18 protein-coding genes are annotated in these 15,702 nt (G+C 69.5%); 10 read left to right on the top strand and 8 right to left on the bottom strand.

All coding sequences use genetic code 11. The features are described 5' to 3' along the window. The first annotated feature begins 26 nt into the window (after positions 1 to 26). The 3 genes from hpf (at position 27) to secA (ending at position 5,136) form a co-directional block, all read left to right on the top strand. Entirely contained in the window at positions 27 to 698 is a 672-nt protein-coding gene (hpf, locus tag BBK82_RS19350) for a ribosome hibernation-promoting factor, HPF/YfiA family (RefSeq protein WP_065916253.1), read from the top strand. 321 nt (positions 699 to 1,019) lie between these two features. After that, a complete protein-coding gene (locus tag BBK82_RS19355) occupies positions 1,020 to 2,051 on the top strand; it encodes an RNA-guided endonuclease InsQ/TnpB family protein (RefSeq protein WP_237048266.1) in 1,032 nt (343 codons plus the stop codon). Positions 2,052 to 2,364: 313 nt separating this feature from the next. After that, entirely contained in the window at positions 2,365 to 5,136 is a 2,772-nt protein-coding gene (gene secA, locus BBK82_RS19360) for a preprotein translocase subunit SecA (RefSeq protein ID WP_418287492.1), read from the top strand. A 248-nt stretch (positions 5,137 to 5,384) separates the two neighbouring features. Here the strand turns inward: secA and BBK82_RS50355 are convergent, their stop codons facing one another. Continuing rightward, positions 5,385 to 5,702: an Rv3235 family protein gene (locus BBK82_RS50355; RefSeq protein WP_154697386.1), complete on the bottom strand. Its 318-nt coding sequence runs from the start codon at positions 5,700 to 5,702 to the stop codon at positions 5,385 to 5,387. Positions 5,703 to 5,878: 176 nt separating this feature from the next. Here BBK82_RS50355 and BBK82_RS19370 point away from each other — a divergent pair, with 176 nt between their 5' ends. Beyond that, on the top strand, positions 5,879 to 6,289 hold the full coding sequence (locus BBK82_RS19370; protein ID WP_065916255.1) for an HAD-IA family hydrolase: 411 nt from the start codon (positions 5,879 to 5,881) through the stop codon (positions 6,287 to 6,289). Positions 6,290 to 6,434: 145 nt separating this feature from the next. Continuing rightward, complete coding sequence (locus BBK82_RS19375; protein ID WP_154697387.1) at positions 6,435 to 6,683, top strand: hypothetical protein; 249 nt, start codon at positions 6,435 to 6,437, stop codon at positions 6,681 to 6,683. 13 nt (positions 6,684 to 6,696) lie between these two features. Here BBK82_RS19375 and BBK82_RS19380 read toward each other — a convergent pair whose 3' ends face one another. Continuing rightward, entirely contained in the window at positions 6,697 to 7,452 is a 756-nt protein-coding gene (locus BBK82_RS19380) for a TrmH family RNA methyltransferase (RefSeq protein ID WP_065921192.1), read from the bottom strand. 175 nt (positions 7,453 to 7,627) lie between these two features. Between BBK82_RS19380 and BBK82_RS19385 the strand changes: the two genes are divergently transcribed. The 4 genes from BBK82_RS19385 to BBK82_RS19400 all read left to right on the top strand — a co-directional run bounded on the left by BBK82_RS19385 (position 7,628) and on the right by BBK82_RS19400 (position 10,706). Continuing rightward, positions 7,628 to 8,230 carry a phosphotransferase gene (locus BBK82_RS19385; RefSeq protein WP_237048268.1) on the top strand — a complete coding sequence of 201 codons (603 nt, stop codon included), beginning with the start codon at positions 7,628 to 7,630 and terminating at the stop codon, positions 8,228 to 8,230. Positions 8,231 to 8,240: 10 nt separating this feature from the next. Then, positions 8,241 to 9,632 (top strand): WS/DGAT/MGAT family O-acyltransferase, encoded by a 1,392-nt coding sequence (locus BBK82_RS19390; protein ID WP_065916258.1) that lies wholly within the window; start codon positions 8,241 to 8,243, stop codon positions 9,630 to 9,632. Then, positions 9,632 to 10,123: a DUF6912 family protein gene (locus tag BBK82_RS19395; RefSeq protein WP_065916259.1), complete on the top strand. Its 492-nt coding sequence runs from the start codon at positions 9,632 to 9,634 to the stop codon at positions 10,121 to 10,123. The genes BBK82_RS19390 and BBK82_RS19395 overlap by 1 nt, the downstream gene beginning before the upstream one ends. A gap of 82 nt (positions 10,124 to 10,205) precedes the next feature. After that, positions 10,206 to 10,706 (top strand): pyridoxamine 5'-phosphate oxidase family protein, encoded by a 501-nt coding sequence (locus BBK82_RS19400; RefSeq protein WP_065916260.1) that lies wholly within the window; start codon positions 10,206 to 10,208, stop codon positions 10,704 to 10,706. A 15-nt stretch (positions 10,707 to 10,721) separates the two neighbouring features. Here BBK82_RS19400 and BBK82_RS19405 read toward each other — a convergent pair whose 3' ends face one another. Beyond that, complete coding sequence (locus BBK82_RS19405) at positions 10,722 to 11,108, bottom strand: VOC family protein (RefSeq protein ID WP_065916261.1); 387 nt, start codon at positions 11,106 to 11,108, stop codon at positions 10,722 to 10,724. Positions 11,109 to 11,144: 36 nt separating this feature from the next. On the opposite strand from BBK82_RS19405, the gene pruA reads away from it, so the two are divergent. Next, positions 11,145 to 12,773, top strand: a complete 1,629-nt coding sequence (gene pruA, locus BBK82_RS19410) for an L-glutamate gamma-semialdehyde dehydrogenase (protein WP_065916262.1) — start codon at positions 11,145 to 11,147, stop codon at positions 12,771 to 12,773. A gap of 175 nt (positions 12,774 to 12,948) precedes the next feature. On the opposite strand, the gene BBK82_RS19415 is transcribed toward pruA, so the two are convergent. From BBK82_RS19415 to BBK82_RS19435, 5 genes are read right to left on the bottom strand one after another with little or no spacing between them, the layout of a single operon-like run. After that, positions 12,949 to 13,677 (bottom strand): NAD-dependent epimerase/dehydratase family protein, encoded by a 729-nt coding sequence (locus tag BBK82_RS19415; RefSeq protein WP_065916263.1) that lies wholly within the window; start codon positions 13,675 to 13,677, stop codon positions 12,949 to 12,951. Between the two features lie 22 nt (positions 13,678 to 13,699). After that, positions 13,700 to 14,221, bottom strand: a complete 522-nt coding sequence (locus tag BBK82_RS19420; protein ID WP_065916264.1) for a DUF3558 domain-containing protein — start codon at positions 14,219 to 14,221, stop codon at positions 13,700 to 13,702. Further along, a complete protein-coding gene (locus BBK82_RS19425; RefSeq protein ID WP_065916265.1) occupies positions 14,218 to 14,646 on the bottom strand; it encodes a hypothetical protein in 429 nt (142 codons plus the stop codon). Before BBK82_RS19425 ends, BBK82_RS19420 begins: the two co-directional genes overlap by 4 nt. Further along, complete coding sequence (locus BBK82_RS19430) at positions 14,647 to 15,165, bottom strand: DUF3558 family protein (protein ID WP_083268040.1); 519 nt, start codon at positions 15,163 to 15,165, stop codon at positions 14,647 to 14,649. It abuts the gene before it with no gap. Next, on the bottom strand, positions 15,162 to 15,698 hold the full coding sequence (locus tag BBK82_RS19435; protein WP_154697388.1) for a hypothetical protein: 537 nt from the start codon (positions 15,696 to 15,698) through the stop codon (positions 15,162 to 15,164). Before BBK82_RS19435 ends, BBK82_RS19430 begins: the two co-directional genes overlap by 4 nt. Positions 15,699 to 15,702 lie beyond the last annotated feature (4 nt).

Consider the following 15,702-nt stretch of genomic DNA (forward strand, 5'->3'; position numbering starts at 1 on the left):
TCGCAGCAAAGCGAGGGAGGTCGCGTATGGACATCGTCGTTAAGGGCCGCAACGTCGAGGTGCCCGATCACTACAGGGTGCACGTCGCCGAAAAGCTGGCCCGGCTTGAGCGCTACGACCGCAAGGTCATCCGCTTCGACGTGGAACTTTTCCACGAGCCGAACCGCCGCCAGTCGAAGAACTGCCAGCGGGTCGAAATCACCGGCAAGGGACGTGGACCGGTGGTCCGTTCCGAAGCCTGCGCGGGTGACTTCTACGCCGCGCTCGATTCTGCGGTCGCGAAGCTCGAGAACCGCCTGCGTCGGTCGCACGACCGCAGGCGCGTCCACCACGGGGCCAGGGCCCCGATCTCGGTGGCGGAGGCGACCAGCGGACTGGGGTCCGCTGCTGACCAGAACGGTCAGGTGATGACGTCGCGCCGCGCGAAGACCGCGGTGCTCGACGCACCCGAGGCCGACTACGAGGGCATGGCGGAAGTGCCCGCGCAGCGGTGGGACGACGGCCTCGAGGACAAGTTGCCAGGACGCGTGGTGCGCGAGAAGGAGCACGCCGCCAAACCCATGACCGTCGACCAGGCCCTCTACGAGATGGAACTGGTCGGACACGACTTCTACCTGTTCGCCGACACCGACAGCGGACGCCCGAGCGTCGTCTACCGCCGGAAGGGATTCGACTACGGCGTGATCAGGCTGGCCTGATCCGGTAACCACACCCACCCTCGACGGCCGCCGCCCTCGCACCCCTCGCGTGTGAGGGCGGCGGCGCGCGCTCGCCCCGCCCACGCGAGGGGCGCGAGGGCGGCAGGTCTCACTGCAGGTGTCGAATCCGGTACTTTCTGTAGCTGTGCGGACGGCGTACAAGTGCCGGGCCTACCCGGCTCCTGAACAAATCGCGGTGCTCAACCGCACGTTCGGCTGTGTGCGTCTGGTGTGGAACAAGACCTTGAGCGAGCGGCGTCGGCGATACCACGATGACGGCGTCCGCACTTCGTACGGACAGACCGACGTCGCGCTGACCGAGTGGAAACGCACCGAGGAACTCGCGTTTCTGTCAGAGGTGTCGTCGGTGCCGTTGCAACAGACCCTGCGTCACCAGCACACCGCGTTCCAGAACTTCTTCGCCGGCCGCGCCCGTTACCCAGGTTCAAGTCCCGCTCGGGTCGGCAGAGCGCCCACTACACCCGCTCGGCGTTCCGCATGCGCGAGGGCGAGTTGACACTGGCCAAGACCGCCACGCCGCTGCGGTTCGCGTGGTCGTTCGACGAGGTGGACGTTGCGGCGTTGGCCCCGACGATGGTCGTGATCTCCCGCGATCCCGACGGTCGCTGGTATGTGACGTTCGCCGTTGACACAACGACACCTTCTCCCTCTGAGCCTTGTGGGGCTGCTGTTGGAGTCGACCTCGGCTTGCGCGACTTCTTGGTGACCAGCGACGGCGAGCGGATCGCCAACCCTCGGCATCTCGCCCGCAAGGCCCACAACCTCGCCCGCTACCAGCGAAGAATGGCCCGCTGCCGGCGCGGCAGCAGCAACCGCCGCAAGGCCAAGATCAAAGTTGCCCGTGCTCACCGCAAGGTCCGCAACGCTCGCCAGGACTTCCTGCACCGCGTCACCACAACGCTGGTCCGCTCGGCTGATCTGATCGCGATCGAGGATCTGAACGTCAGGGGCATGGTCCGCAACCGGTACCTCGCCCGAGCCATTTCCGACACCGGTTGGGGTGAGTTCCGCCGTCAGCTTCAGTACAAGTGCGCACGTGCGGGCCGCACGCTGATCGTGGTCGACCGCTGGTACCCCTCCAGCAAGACCTGCTCGAACTGCGGTCATCGGCTGACCGACCTCGCCCTGGACGTCCGGCACTGGACGTGTCCGGGCTGCCGCACCCGGCACGACCGGGACCTGAACGCGGCCAAGAACATCCTTGCGGCTGGTCGAGCCGTAGCCCGAGGCACCTCGGGTGATGCCTGCGGAGCTGATGTCAGACGGCAAGGGTCCTCCCTTCCGCGATCGGCGGTGAAACAGGAAACCCGTGCCGTGAGGCACAGCGCGTGAGCGCTACCCGCCGCACGGCGGGTGGGACTCTCCCCCGATCGGGGTGGGAGTGAGTCAACGTCAAGGTGAACTTGCCCCGACCAGGAACCTTCACACCGTCCTCATGCGTTCTCCACACCAGTAGCCGAGGTGGGGGCACCGGCGCCGGGCGGTCTGCGGGGCATCGCAGATCCGGCACCTGACCTGCGCATACCAGGTCATCCGCCGCAATCCGCCTGTGTCTGTGCACACATCTTGGCGACTTGCCTACGATGGGCAGGGGAAAGGCGTCCGACGTGGGCGCGTCGCGATACAGGTGATGAGGTCTATCCAGATGGTGCTGTCCCGACTGCTCCGCGCCGGCGAGGGCAAGATGCTCAAGCGCCTGCGCAACATCGCAGCGCACATCAACCACCTCGAAGACGACGTGGTCGACCTGTCCGACGCCGAGCTGCGCGCGAAGACGGAGGAGTTCAAGAAGCGCCACGCCGAGGGCGAGTCGCTCGACGAGCTGCTGCCGGAGGCGTTCGCCGTGGCCCGTGAGGCTGCGAAGCGCACGCTCGGTCAGCGCCCGTACGACGTGCAGCTCATGGGTGGTGCGGCGTTGCACCTCGGGCAGATCTCCGAGATGCGCACCGGTGAGGGCAAGACGCTCACCAGTGTCATGCCGGTCTACCTCAACGCGCTCGCCGGCAAGGGCGTGCACGTCATCACCACGAACGACTACCTGGCCAAGCGCGACGCGGACTGGATGGGTCGTGTCCACCGGTTCCTCGGGCTGCAGGTCGGCGCGATCCTGAGCGAGATGACGCCGGAGCAGCGGCGGGCCGTGTACAACGCGGACATCACCTACGGCACGAACAACGAGTTCGGGTTCGACTACCTGCGCGACAACATGGCGTGGAGCCTGGACGAGTGCGTGCAGCGCGGGCACTACTACGCGATCGTCGACGAGGTCGACTCGATCCTGATCGACGAGGCGCGCACGCCGTTGATCATCAGTGGTCCCGCCGAGCAGAGTGCGCGGTGGTACGTCGAGTTCGCGCGGATGAGCCCGTTGATGAAGCGCGACGTGCACTACGAGGTCGACGAGCGCAAGCGCACCGTCGGTGTGTCCGAGCAGGGTGTCTCGTTCATCGAGGACCAGCTCGGCATCGACAACCTGTACGAGGCGGCGAACACGCCGTTGGTGGGCTACCTGAACAACGCCCTCAAGGCGAAGGAGCTCTACACCAAGGACAAGGACTACATCGTCCGCAACGGTGAAGTCATGATCGTCGACGAGTTCACGGGTCGTGTGCTCGCCGGCCGCCGCTACAACGAGGGCATGCACCAGGCCATCGAGGCGAAGGAAGGCGTGGAGATCAAGGCGGAGAACCAGACCCTCGCCACGATCACCCTGCAGAACTACTTCCGCCTCTACGAGAAGCTCGGTGGCATGACCGGTACCGCCGAGACCGAGGCGGCCGAGTTCCACCAGACCTACAAGCTGGGCGTCGTGCCGATCCCGACGAACCGGCCGCCGCAGCGCAAGGACCAGCCCGACCTCGTCTACAAGAGCGAGGAGGCGAAGTTCGAGGCCGTTGCCGACGACATCGCCGAGAAGCACGCCAAGGGCCAGCCGGTCCTGATCGGCACGACGAGCGTCGAGCGCTCCGAGTACCTGTCGAAGCTGTTGGTGCGCAAGGGCATTCCGCACGAGGTGCTGAACGCGAAGCACCACGACCGCGAGGCGCTGATCATCGCGAAGGCGGGCCGCAAGGGTGCCGTCACGGTCGCGACGAACATGGCCGGTCGTGGTACCGACATCGTGCTGGGCGGCAACCCGGACATCATCGCCGACCACGAGCTGCGCGAGCGCGGCCTCGACCCGGTGGAGACGCCGGAGGAGTACGAGGCCGCGTGGGCCAAGGTCGTCGAGGAGCTGACGATCCAGGGCAAGGCCGAGGCGGACGAGGTGCGCGAGGCCGGTGGTCTCTACGTGCTCGGCACCGAGCGTCACGAGTCGCGCCGCATCGACAACCAGCTGCGTGGTCGTACCGGCCGTCAGGGCGACCCCGGTGAGTCGCGGTTCTACCTGTCGTTGCAGGACGAGCTGATGCGCCGGTTCAACGCGTCGATGGTCGAGATGGTCATGACGCGCCTGAACGTGCCGGACGACGTGCCGATCGAGCACAAGATGGTGACCCGCGCGATCCGCAGCGCGCAGACCCAGGTCGAGCAGCAGAACTTCGAGATCCGCAAGAACGTCCTGAAGTACGACGAGGTCATGAACCGCCAGCGCACGGTGATCTACGCCGAGCGCCACCGCGTTCTCGCAGGTGAGGACCTGAGGGAACAGGTCGAGCACATGATCGAGAGCGTCGTGGAGGAGTACGTCAACGGCGCGACCGCCGACGGCTACGCCGAGGACTGGGACTTCGAGAAGCTGTGGACGGCGCTCAAGACGCTGTACCCGGTGAGCCTGGACGCGGACGAGCTGCTCGAGTCCGACGAGGACGTCAGCCGCGAGTTCCTGCGCGAGGCGCTGGTCGAGGACGCGCTGAAGGCCTACCGCGAGCGCGAGGCCGAGATCGACGGCCGCGTCGGCGAGGGTGCCATGCGCGAGCTGGAGCGCCGCGTGCTGCTGTCCGTCCTGGACCGCAAGTGGCGTGAGCACCTCTACGAGATGGACTACTTGAAGGAGGGCATCGGTCTGCGCGCCATGGCGCAGCGCGACCCCCTCATCGAGTACCAGCGCGAGGGCTTCGACATGTTCAACGCGATGCTCGACGCGTTGAAGGAGGAGATTGTCGGCTTCCTGTTCAACCTGCAGGTCGAGGCGGCGGAGCCGGAGCCCCAGCCGGAGCCGGAGGTTCCGGTCCTGCTGAGCCAGGCCCCGCAGCCGCTGCCGGCGACGGGTGCCCGTGCTCGCGCCCGTGCCGCGGCGCGCTCAGCAGCAGGCGCAGCAGCAGGCGTCGGCTCCGGCCGGCCCGGCGATGGCGCAGCTGCAGACCGGCAACGCGATCCCGCCCGCCCTGCGCGGCAAGGGTCTCGGTGGCCCCGGCGAGCAGCACCTGAGCTACAGCGGCCCGGCCGAGGACGGCGGCGTCGAGCAGCACGGTGAGGCCAACGGCGGTGGCGGGCAGTCCGGCACCCGCAACCGCCGCAAGCGCTAGCCAGCACCCTTCACGTCACGCAGGGGCCCCGCGTCACCCACGAGGTAACGCGGGGCCCCCGCGTTTCTCACAGGGGAACGCGGGACTCCCGCGTGACTTCCAGCATGCGGAAAAGCGGAGTAGTGCGCGGGGAGCTTTCGTACGGTGTGAGCGTACGAAAGCTCCCCGCGTGCGGTCGGCGAGAGAGGCGGGCGAGCTACTCGAGGACGCTGAAGGCGGTCAGCAGCCAGCGGCCGTCGCGGTGGTCGGCGCGGGCGGCCACCGCGAGCACGCGGTCGTCGCGGCGGACGGTGGCGGCGATCTCGGCGGCGAGCCGGGTCGGGTGGCAGACGCGGGCGGGCGCAGCAGGCGGTGGTGTGCAGGCGCACCGACTGACCGAGCCGGCGGCCAGGCGGGCTGGGCGAGCTGCTGGAGCGAACGGCAGGGGCGGCGTCCGTCGAGCACCTCCAGGACGGCCACGACCAGCCGGGCGGCGTCCAGCGGAGGCGAAGGCGGCTCGGAGGGCGGTCTCCACAACCGGCGGGTGCGCGGGCGGGGCACGAAGGCCGCGTCCGGTGCGGTCGGCTCCGCACCCGCGGGCGGTTCGTAGGTGGGCAGGCGGCGGACAACTGGGGGCATGGTCGAACAGGCGACACACCTCGTGGATCAGGACGCCCGTCACTCGAAAGTGTGGGGAGTACGGTCCTGACCATGCTCAAAGCGCTGGTGCTGGACTACGGCGGCGTCCTGACCGATCCCGGCGAGGACAACCCGCCGGAACCGCCGTTGCTCACCGCGCTGCGCAAGGCGAAGCAGCAGGGCTTCAAGACCGCGTTGCTGTCCAACGCGGACGGGTGGTGGAGCCCGCCCGCGCACTGGCACGGGCTCTTCGACGCGGCGGTGGTCTCCGGCGAGGTCGGGCTGGCCAAGCCGGACGTCCAGATCTACCTGCTCACGGCCGCGAAGCTGGACCTGCAACCGGCCGAGTGCGTCTTCGTCGACGACCTCGCGGTGAACGTCCGCGGTGCCGCGGCGGCCGGCATGGTCGGCGTCCACCATCGGTCCACGCGGTCCACCCTCGAGGAGCTGGAGATCCTGCTGGCGATCGCGCTCCGCGATTGAGGGTTCACCCGGCAGCGCAATTGCCGGCGTTCAGCTCCCCGGCTAATTTCGACGCGGGCAGGTTCCGCTCACTTTTCTAGGGGAGACAATGCGAAGAATCGTCGCTTGCGCCGCTGTCGTCGTTGCCGCGAGCGCAGCAGTGGTGGTGCCTGCGCAGGCAACGCAGGAGCGCGGGTGCTACGAGGAGTACCTGCGGGACGGGCGCGGTGTCGAGGTCTTCTGCGAGGACGGCAGGCCGGGCAACTTCCGCGCCGTCGCCCACTGCCGCACACCGCTGTCGAGCTGGGACGAACCCGGCACCATCGGGCGGGTGCGGGGCAGGTCGTCGTTCGCCGAGTGCGGCGGGGTGCTCGGCCCGGTGTGGGTCGAGAGCTACCACGTGGACTGGCTGTGACCCCGTTGACTGATTAGACCTGGGCGCGCCGCACGAGCTCGAAACAGAGCACGGCGGCAGCGGATGCGACGTTCAGGGATTCGACGCCCGCGGCCATTGGAATGGAAATCCAGGAAGTGATGTGCGGGCGCACGTCGTCGGTGATTCCGAACGTTTCGCTGCCCAGCACGAAAGCCGCGCGCTCACTGAACTCGGCGGAATAAATCGTGTCGGACGCGTGGGAGTCGAGCGCGTGCAACGGGAAGCCGTGCGCGTGCAACAGTGCCGAAGCCTCCGCCGCGGTGCCGCAGCGCAGCACGGGCGCGCGGAAAGCCACCCCGGCGGAGGCCTTCACCACGAGCGGGTCGATCGAGGCGACCCCGCGGCGCGGCACGACGATGCCGTCGATGCCCGCCGCCGTCGCCGTCCGCAGGATCATGCCGACGTTCGCCGGCGTGGTGATGCCGTCGAGCAGCAGCACCGACCGCAGGTCGTCCTGCTCCAGCGCCAGCGCGAGCGGTTTCATCCGCGGCGCCACGACGTCCGCGAGCACGCCCTGGTCCTGCTTCCCGTTGCCCGCCAGCACTTTCACCCGCTGCGCGGTCGCCCGCTGCACCTGCACGCCGCGGGACCGGGCCGCGTCGAGGATCTCGCGCGCCGCCGGACCGCGGGCGGTGTCGGCGAGCACCACCTTGTCCACCGAGAGGGCCGGGTCGTCCAGCGCTTCCAGCACTGGCTTGCGGCCGTAGACGGTGACGAAGCGGTCCTTGGGCGAGATCTCCACGCCGATGAGGGTGCCAGACGGCTCACCTGGCCCCCGCACGCCCGGCTCGAACGGGTGAAGAGCCCGACTAGAGCCATTCGGCCCTTGTGCTTTGGATCATATGCATGATGATCGTCACATGACGGCAGGTATGCGCAGCGTCGCGCATCGTCAACACCTTGCGAGCGGCCAGGACTCGGACGTGTTCATCCGGTCCGACGGCCTGCTCGTCAAACGCACGCGCACAGGTCGTGACCTGCGGCGCGAGGCTGAGATGATGTCGTACCTGAGCGGCCACGGCATCGCCGTCCCGCGCGTGCACGACGCCACCGCCGACGAGCTCGTCATGCAGTACGTGCCCGGCCCGCGGATGTCCGAGGAGATCGGCCGCAAGCCGTGGCTGGCCGGTCGGCTGGGCCGTGAGCTCGCCGACCTGCACCACTGCCTCGATGCCATCGCGGCGCCGGACTTCCTCAGCGGCGACGGCGACCTGCTGCACCTCGACCTGCACCCCGGCAACGTCGTGCTCGGCCCGGAGGGGCCGGTCGTGCTCGACTGGGCGTCCGCGACCAAGGGCGACCGCCGGCTCGACGTGGCACTCAGCTGGGTCTCGCTCGCGGTGGCCAAGCTGACGACCGCTCGCCGGCTGACGCGGTGGAGCTTCCTCAAGTCGTTCATGGCCAATGTGGACCCGAGGGCGCGCGAGGCGATCCCGGAGGCGGCGCGCATCCGGCTGGAGCGGCACGACCGTGATCCGCAGGAGCGGGCGATGCTGGAAAAGCTCATGGACGAAAAACGCCACTAGGCTGGGGCGCATGCCGGACCGACTGTCAGCGCTGGACGCCTCATTCCTGTACCTGGAAGGCTCCACGACGCCGATGCACGTCGGTGGCGTCGCGGTGTTCCGCAGGCCCAAGGCGGGGTTCGACTACGACAAGCTCGTCGACCTCATCGAGCAGCGGCTGAGCCTCGTGCCGCGCTACCGGCAGAAGGTCGTGCACGTCCCCGGTCGCATCGCGCGGCCCGTGTGGGTGGACGACCCGGACTTCGACGTGACCTACCACGTCCGCCGCAGCGCGCTGCCCAAGCCGGGCAGCGACACCCAGCTGCACGACCTGGTGGCGCGGCTGATGTCCCGGCCGCTCGACCACTCGCGGCCGCTGTGGGAGATCTACCTCGTCGAGGGCCTCGCGAAGAACCAGCTCGCGGTGATCACCAAGACCCACCAGGCCATGGTCGACGGCATCGCGTCGCTGGAGATCGGCCAGGTCATGCTGGACGTGTCGCCGTCGCCGCGGACCAACGTCGAGAACCTCTGGATGCCGCAGCCGGAGCCCAGCTCGCTGCAGCTGGTGGCCGACGCGGTCACCGACATCGTGCACCGGCCCGGCGAGCTCGTGGAGAACGTCCGCAGCGCCGCGATGGACACCGTCGCGACCGTCGGGAAGGTCGTCAACGCCGTCGGTGCCGTGGCCGCCGCGATCCACACGGCCGCCTCGCCCGCACCCGGCAGCCCGCTCAACGTGCGCATCACCTCGCCGCAGCGCCGTTTCGCCGTAGCGCGCGCTCAGCTCGACGACCTGCGTGCCATCCGCAAGACGCACGGCGGCACGGTCAACGACGTCGTGCTGGCGGCGTTGGCGGGAGCGATGCGGAACTGGCTGCTCAGCCGCGGTGAGAACGTCACCGGCAGCACCACGATCCGCGCGATGACGCCGATGTCGGTGCGCGAGACCGATCCCGACTCCGGCAACAACGTCTCCGCGTACCTGGTGGACCTGCCGGTGGGCGAGCCGAACCCGGTCGTGCGGCTGCACCACGTGAGCCACGCGACCCGCGCGCACCAGGAGTCCGGCCAGTCCGTGGCCGCCGACGCGCTGGTGAAGGTCTCCGGGTTCGCCCCGCCGACGCTGCACGCACTGGGCGCGCGGGCCGCCAGCTCGTTCAGCCGCCGGCTGTTCAACGTGATCGTCACCAACGTTCCGGGCCCGCAGGTGCCGCTGTACGCCGCGGGGGCGAGAATGACCGAGATCTTCCCGGTCGTGCCGCTCGCCAAGAACCAGGCGCTGGCCATCGGGGTGACGTCGTACGACGGCGGTGTGTACTTCGGGCTGAACGGCGACCGCGACGCCATGTCCGATGTGGACGTTCTCGCGACCATGGTCGAGGAGTCGGTGGAGGAACTGATGGGGACGGCGGGCGTCTGATGAGGGTCTACATCCCGGCCACGGTGGCCATGCTGCGCAGCTTCGTCGACAGCGGCGAGCTCGCACCGGTCAACGGCACGGCGTTCGCGCTGACGCCCGCGCTGCGCGAGTCCTACGCCGCCGGCGACACCGAGGAGCTGGAGTACGCGGCGATGCTCGACGCCGCCCGCGCGTCGCTGCGGCTGCTGGCCGCCGACGAGAAGTCAGAGCCGCGCCGCGCGGTCGTCGCGGTGGACGCGGACGACGTGACCTTGCGCCCCGAGCTGGACTTCTCGGTGGTGAAGGTCGCGGGGTCGTTCACGCTGAAGGACGTCGCGTCCGTGCACCTCGACACCGCCGAGGCCGAGGACGACGTGCGGGCCGCGGTGGAGGTCGTGGACGCGGCCGACCTGGGCGACCCGGACGCCGAGTTCACGCTCGGCAGCGCCGAGGACCACGAGCTGGCCTGGTACGCGGCGCAGGAGCTGGCGTTCGTGCTCGAACTGATGTGACTCAGGTCATGAACACCTGATGTAGAGGCGCCGTGAGCGGCTCCGTCCCAGGGGTGTCCGACACCGAAGAGACGGAGCCACCATGAAGCAGCACGTCGTCGACGAGGTACTGAACCGCCCGCTCGGCCAGGAGCTGCTGGCCCGCGACATGGCCAGGCTGGCGTTCGTCGCGCAGGACGGCACCCCGCGCAACATCCCGGTCGGGTTCTGCTGGAACGGCAGCGAGATCGTCATCTGCACGTCGAAGAACGCGCGCAAGCTCGCCATGCTGGCGCAGCGTCCCGCCGTCGCGTTCACGATCGACACCGAGCAGTTCCCGCCGAAGATCCTGTCCATCCGCGGCACCGCCGAGCTGGACCCGGTCGACGACATCCCGGACGAGTACCTGCAGATCGGCAAGACCATGTCGATGACGCCGGAGCAGCGCGCCGAGTGGGAGGTCAACGTCCGCTCGCTCTACAGCGACGGCATGGTCCGGATCGTCATCAAGCCGGCCTGGGCCAAGCTGACCGACTTCGAGACCACCCTGCCCGACAACGTCGCGGAGCTCGTGCGGCGCCAGGCTGCGGCGCAGGGGGCCTGATCGAACGAGAAGGGCTCACATGCCTTCCGCGGGTTCCCACAGCTCGATCCGGTTGCCCTCGGGGTCGACGCACCAGCCGAACCGGCCGAACTCCGAGTCCTCGGTCTCCGGCAGCACCTCGACCCCGCGGGCGCGCAGCTTCGACATCAACGAGGTCAGGTCGTCGACGCGCAGGTTGAGCATCGTGCGCTGGTGCGGTTCGCCGATGTAGTCGGTGTCCTGGGCGAACAACGCCATCGTCGTGGTGCCGGGGTGGTCGGACGTGGCGGTGTCGAGCCAGTGGAAGGTGACGGTCCCGCGTTCGCTCATCGGCACCCCGAGGTTGTCGCGGTACCAGGCGGCCAGCCGCACAGGGTCCCGGGAACGCAGGAAGACCCCGCCGATGCCAGTCACCCGCGCCACCCGACGGACCCTACTACCGCGTGCCACGATGGGGGAATGGACGCCGTAACGGCTGCACCCGAACCGGTCAACGAACCCGTGCGCACCTACGCGCCTGGCAGCCCCGAGCGCAGCAGCCTCGAAGCCCGCATCGCGGAGCTCGAAGGCACCACGCACGAGCTGACCACGACCATCGGCGGCGAGCAGCGGATGGGCGGCGGCGAGCGGGTCGACGTGGTCCAGCCGCACGACCACCGGCACGTGCTCGGAGTGACCGCGCAGGCCACGAACTCCGACGTGGCGGCGGCGATGCGGGCCGCGCAGCACGCCGCACCGGGATGGCAGGAGCTGCCGTTCGACGAGCGGGCCGCGGTGCTGCTGCGGGCGGCGGACCTGCTGAGCGGCCCGTGGCGCGACACGTTGAACGCCGCGACGATCCTGGGGCAGTCGAAGTCCGTGCAGCAGGCCGAGATCGACGCGGCGTGCGAGCTGATCGACTTCCTGCGGTTCAACGTCGACTTCGGGCGCCGGATCCTGCAGGAGCAACCGGTGTCCTCGCCCGGCGTGTGGAACCGGATGGACCACCGGCCGCTGGACGGGTTCGTCGTCGCGATCACGCCGTTCAACTTCACCGCCATCGCCGGCAACCTGCCGCTCGCCCCGGCCCTGATGGGCAACACGGTGGTGTGGAAGCCGTCGCCGGCGCAGCAGCTGGCCGCGCACTTCACCATGCGCCTGCTGGAGGAGGCGGGCCTGCCGCCGGGCGTGGTCAACATGGTCACCGGTGACGGCCGGGCGGTGAGCGAGGTGGCGTTGCGGGACAGGTTCTTCGCCGGCCTGCACTTCACCGGTTCCACCCGGACGTTCAAGACGTTGTGGCGGACCATGGCGGACAACCTCGACCACTACCGCGCCTACCCGCGGGTGGTCGGCGAGACCGGCGGCAAGGACTTCGTGCTGGCACACGCCTCCGCCGACCCGGCGGCGCTCGTCACCGGCCTGGTGCGCGGTGCTTTCGAGTACCAGGGCCAGAAGTGCTCGGCCGCCTCCCGCGCGTACATCGCGCGTTCGCTGTGGGACGGCGGTGTGCGCGACCACCTCGTGGACGTAACGAAGTCGGTGGCGTACGGCGACGTCACGGACCTGTCGGTGTTCGGCGGCGCGGTGATCGACCACCGCGCCTTCGCCAAGCACAAGGACGCGTTGCTGATGGCGTCCGCGTCGACCTCCGTGGACGTGCTGGCCGGCGGCACGTGCGACGACTCGGTCGGCTACTTCGTCGACCCGACGGTGTTGCTGGGCACCGACCCGCACCACGACATCTTCACGTCGGAGTACTTCGGCCCGATCCTCGCGGTGCACGTCTACGACGACGCGGACTACGAGAAGATCATGGGCGTCATCGACACCTCCACGCCGTACGCGCTCACCGGTGCCGTGTTCGCCCGCGATCGCGTCGCGGTGGAACAGGCCCACCGCGCGTTGCGGTTCGCGGCGGGCAACTTCTACGTCAACGACAAGCCGACCGGTGCCGTCGTGGGGCAGCAGCCGTTCGGCGGGTCGCGCGGGTCCGGCACCAACGACAAGGCGGGGTCGATCTACAACCTGCAGCGGTGGACGTCCCCGCGCGCCATCAAGGAGACGCTGGTGCCGCCGACGCGGCACGGCTACCCGCACATGGGTTAGTGGCGCGACTCAGCACGTTGGCGAGGTGATCCACGCTCAGCAGGGCACCTCGCGGCGCCGCCCCCACGCCCCCATACGGTCCAGTATGAGGACGTGGGGGCGACACCACGATGCACCCGTCTGACCGCGAATCCCCCCGGCAACGTGCTGAGTCACACCACTAGCCGGCGCAGGCCTAGGCCTCCGGTTTCCACCCCGTCGCCTCGGTGAGCTTGGTGCTGACAACCCGTTGTGAGCGCGAGAACACCTCCAGCGACGCCGCGAGCTTCCCGAACGCCCGCGGCAGCCTGGTGATGCCCAGGTCCCGCTTCAGCACCGGCGTGCCGACGTTGTAGATCCCGGCGGGCGCGTCGAGCACGGCAACGGCCGCGGCCGCCGCGTCACCGGGGTGCACGGCCGACATCCAGCCGTCGCCGACGAGCACCGGTGGCGCCTGCGCGGCCCCACCCAGCAGCATCCCGATGCGCAGGAACACGCCGCCGGGGTGGCGCAGGACGTTGCGCTGCGCGGTCACCGAGCTGGCGATGTGGCCCACCGGCTGGAGGGGAGCGCTCTCGTCGAGCTCGCGGTCACCGCCGTCGGCGTACACGAACGAGATGCCCTCCTGCACGACCCGGCCGACGCCTGCCCTGAGCGCCGCCTCCACCACCGCCGCACTGCCCTCGGTGCGGATGCGGTTGTTCTCGGCCCACGCGCTGGCCAGCACGGCCTTGGCGCTGAGCGGGATGCGGGTGGCGAGGTTGAGGACGGCGTCGTAGCCGGCCATCGCGGTGGCGAGCTGCGTGGCGTCGAACATCGAGGTGGTGCGCCGGTCCAGCACACCGGCCTCGTGGCCCGCCTCCCGCAGCCGCGGGAGGGCTTCCCGGCCGAGCACACCCGTCGCACCGATCACGAATACCTTCATGACAGGGGGACGGGACAGCCGCTCACCCTGTGACAGGCAGCCTCTTCACCGCGTTGCCCGCCTTGCCCCACAGGATCTGCGCGCGCTGCTGGTCGTTGCCGCCCTCGAGGTGCACGATGATCTTCAACGTCTGGGTCTCGGACACCGCGACGACGATCGTGCACTCCGGGCCGTCGATGCACGACGTCGAGGTCGAGTGGCCGTCGAGCAGCGAGCCGCTCTTCACCGACCGGTCGTACGGCCCGGCGATCGCGGCGATCACGAACAGGTCCTTCTCCGTGCCGTTGCCCACCCGGTACTCGCAGGCGTTCGGCAGGTTCGGGAACGGCGCCGGCGGGGCGAACAGCGGTTCGTCGAAGTCCGAGGCCACCAGCAGCGAGCACGGGTCGACGCCCGCGAGCTTGCGCGGCGTGTCGATGCGCGGCGACGTCGTGGTGACCGTCGTCGTGGTGGTGGTTGTGCTTGTTGTCTGTACAGCCGCAGGCGGCGGTGTGCTGCCACACCCCGCGACCAGGAGCAGCAACGCGATGGTCCAGCGCTTCACTTAGGCAACCTCTCCAGCGCCTTCAACGCCAGCCCCTGCGTGGTCTGGCCCAGCACGTTGTCGTCCTCGCCCTGCTTGGTCACGGTCAGCCCGAGCAGCTCACCCTCGCGCACCTGCACCACGGCCTCGCACGCCGACGACGCGCACCGCCGGGTCATCGGCCGGTCCTCGACCACCGCGCCGTACCCGCCGCCGGCCTGCAGCCGGGCCGACTCGTCGTCGAACTGCCCCTCCCGCAGCTCCAGCGTGACCGTCGTCGAGCCGAACGCGTAGGTGCACTCGCGCCCGGCCCTGGCGGTGCTGTCCAACGGGCCCGCGTCGCCGCTCTGCAGCAGCGTGCACGGGTCGGTGTCGACGAACTTCGGGGGTGCGGGCTCACCACTGCACGCGCTCAGCAGCAGGACCAGCGCCAGAACTCGCTTCATTCACTTCCTCGGCAGACGGCTCAACACGGATTGGACCTGCACTCGGGTCTGGGAACCGATGCGCACGACGTCCATCGGGTACTGCTCGGCGCGCACCTCCAGGACGTGGTCGGCCGTCAGCGCGACCACCATGTCGCAGTGGGTCATGGTGCCGTCGGAACCGGTGGCCCACCAGGTGGAGTGACCGTCGATGACCTGCTCGGACCCGTTGAGCACCAGGGGCTTCGCGTCGTCGTAGGACCTCTGGGTGATCACCAGGCCGAGCCGGAGACCGGTCGGGGCGCGGAACTCACAGGTCCCGGGGCCCGCGAACGGCGCTGGTGGCCGCACGAACGGGCCTTTGACGTCCGCAGCGGTCAGCAGCGCGCACACGTCGACGTCCGTGAGGTCGTGGGCGACGTCGATGCGCGGCGACGTCGTGGTCACCGTCGACGTCGGGGTGGGCGCGGGTGCGGCGGGAGGGCCCGCACACGCGGTCAGCGCGGCCACCAGGGCAGCGGCGTTCAGGAGTCGTCTCATCGGGCCTTCGGCAGACGTTCCAGGACGTGCAGCAGGTACCGCTGCACCGTCGGGAGCATGGCGGACGCGGAGGAACCGCGCTGGTAGGTGCTGACGAGCAGGGTCTGCTCGGGTGCGAGCGCCGCCCACGCCGTGCACTCCGCGCCCGTGCCGTCCTCACCGCAGAACAGGTACGTCGTGTGGCCGTCGAACTGCGCCTGGTGGCCGTCCGGGAACTTCGCCTTCTCGCCGTCGTAGGGCATGGCGCGCACGCCGACGAGCACACCGACGTCGCGCGGGCCGCCCGTGCCGAAGATGTGGAAGCAGGTGCCGGGGATCGCCGTGCCGGGACGGGCCGGGGCCACCGCCTTCTGCATCCACCACTGCTCCGGCTCGGCGGGCAGCGCCTTGCACGGGTCGAACGCGGCCACGTCACGGGGTGCGCCGTAGTACGGCCCGGCGAACGCGGGGTCCTTCAGCGCCTTGCCGGGGGTCAGGACCGTGCACGCGGTGAGCACGCAGCTCAGCACGACCGCCCCCAGAAGTCTGCTCATGCCC

Origin of the sequence: Lentzea guizhouensis (assembly GCF_001701025.1) — a bacterium.
Taxonomy (GTDB): Bacteria; Actinomycetota; Actinomycetes; order Mycobacteriales; family Pseudonocardiaceae; genus Lentzea; species Lentzea guizhouensis.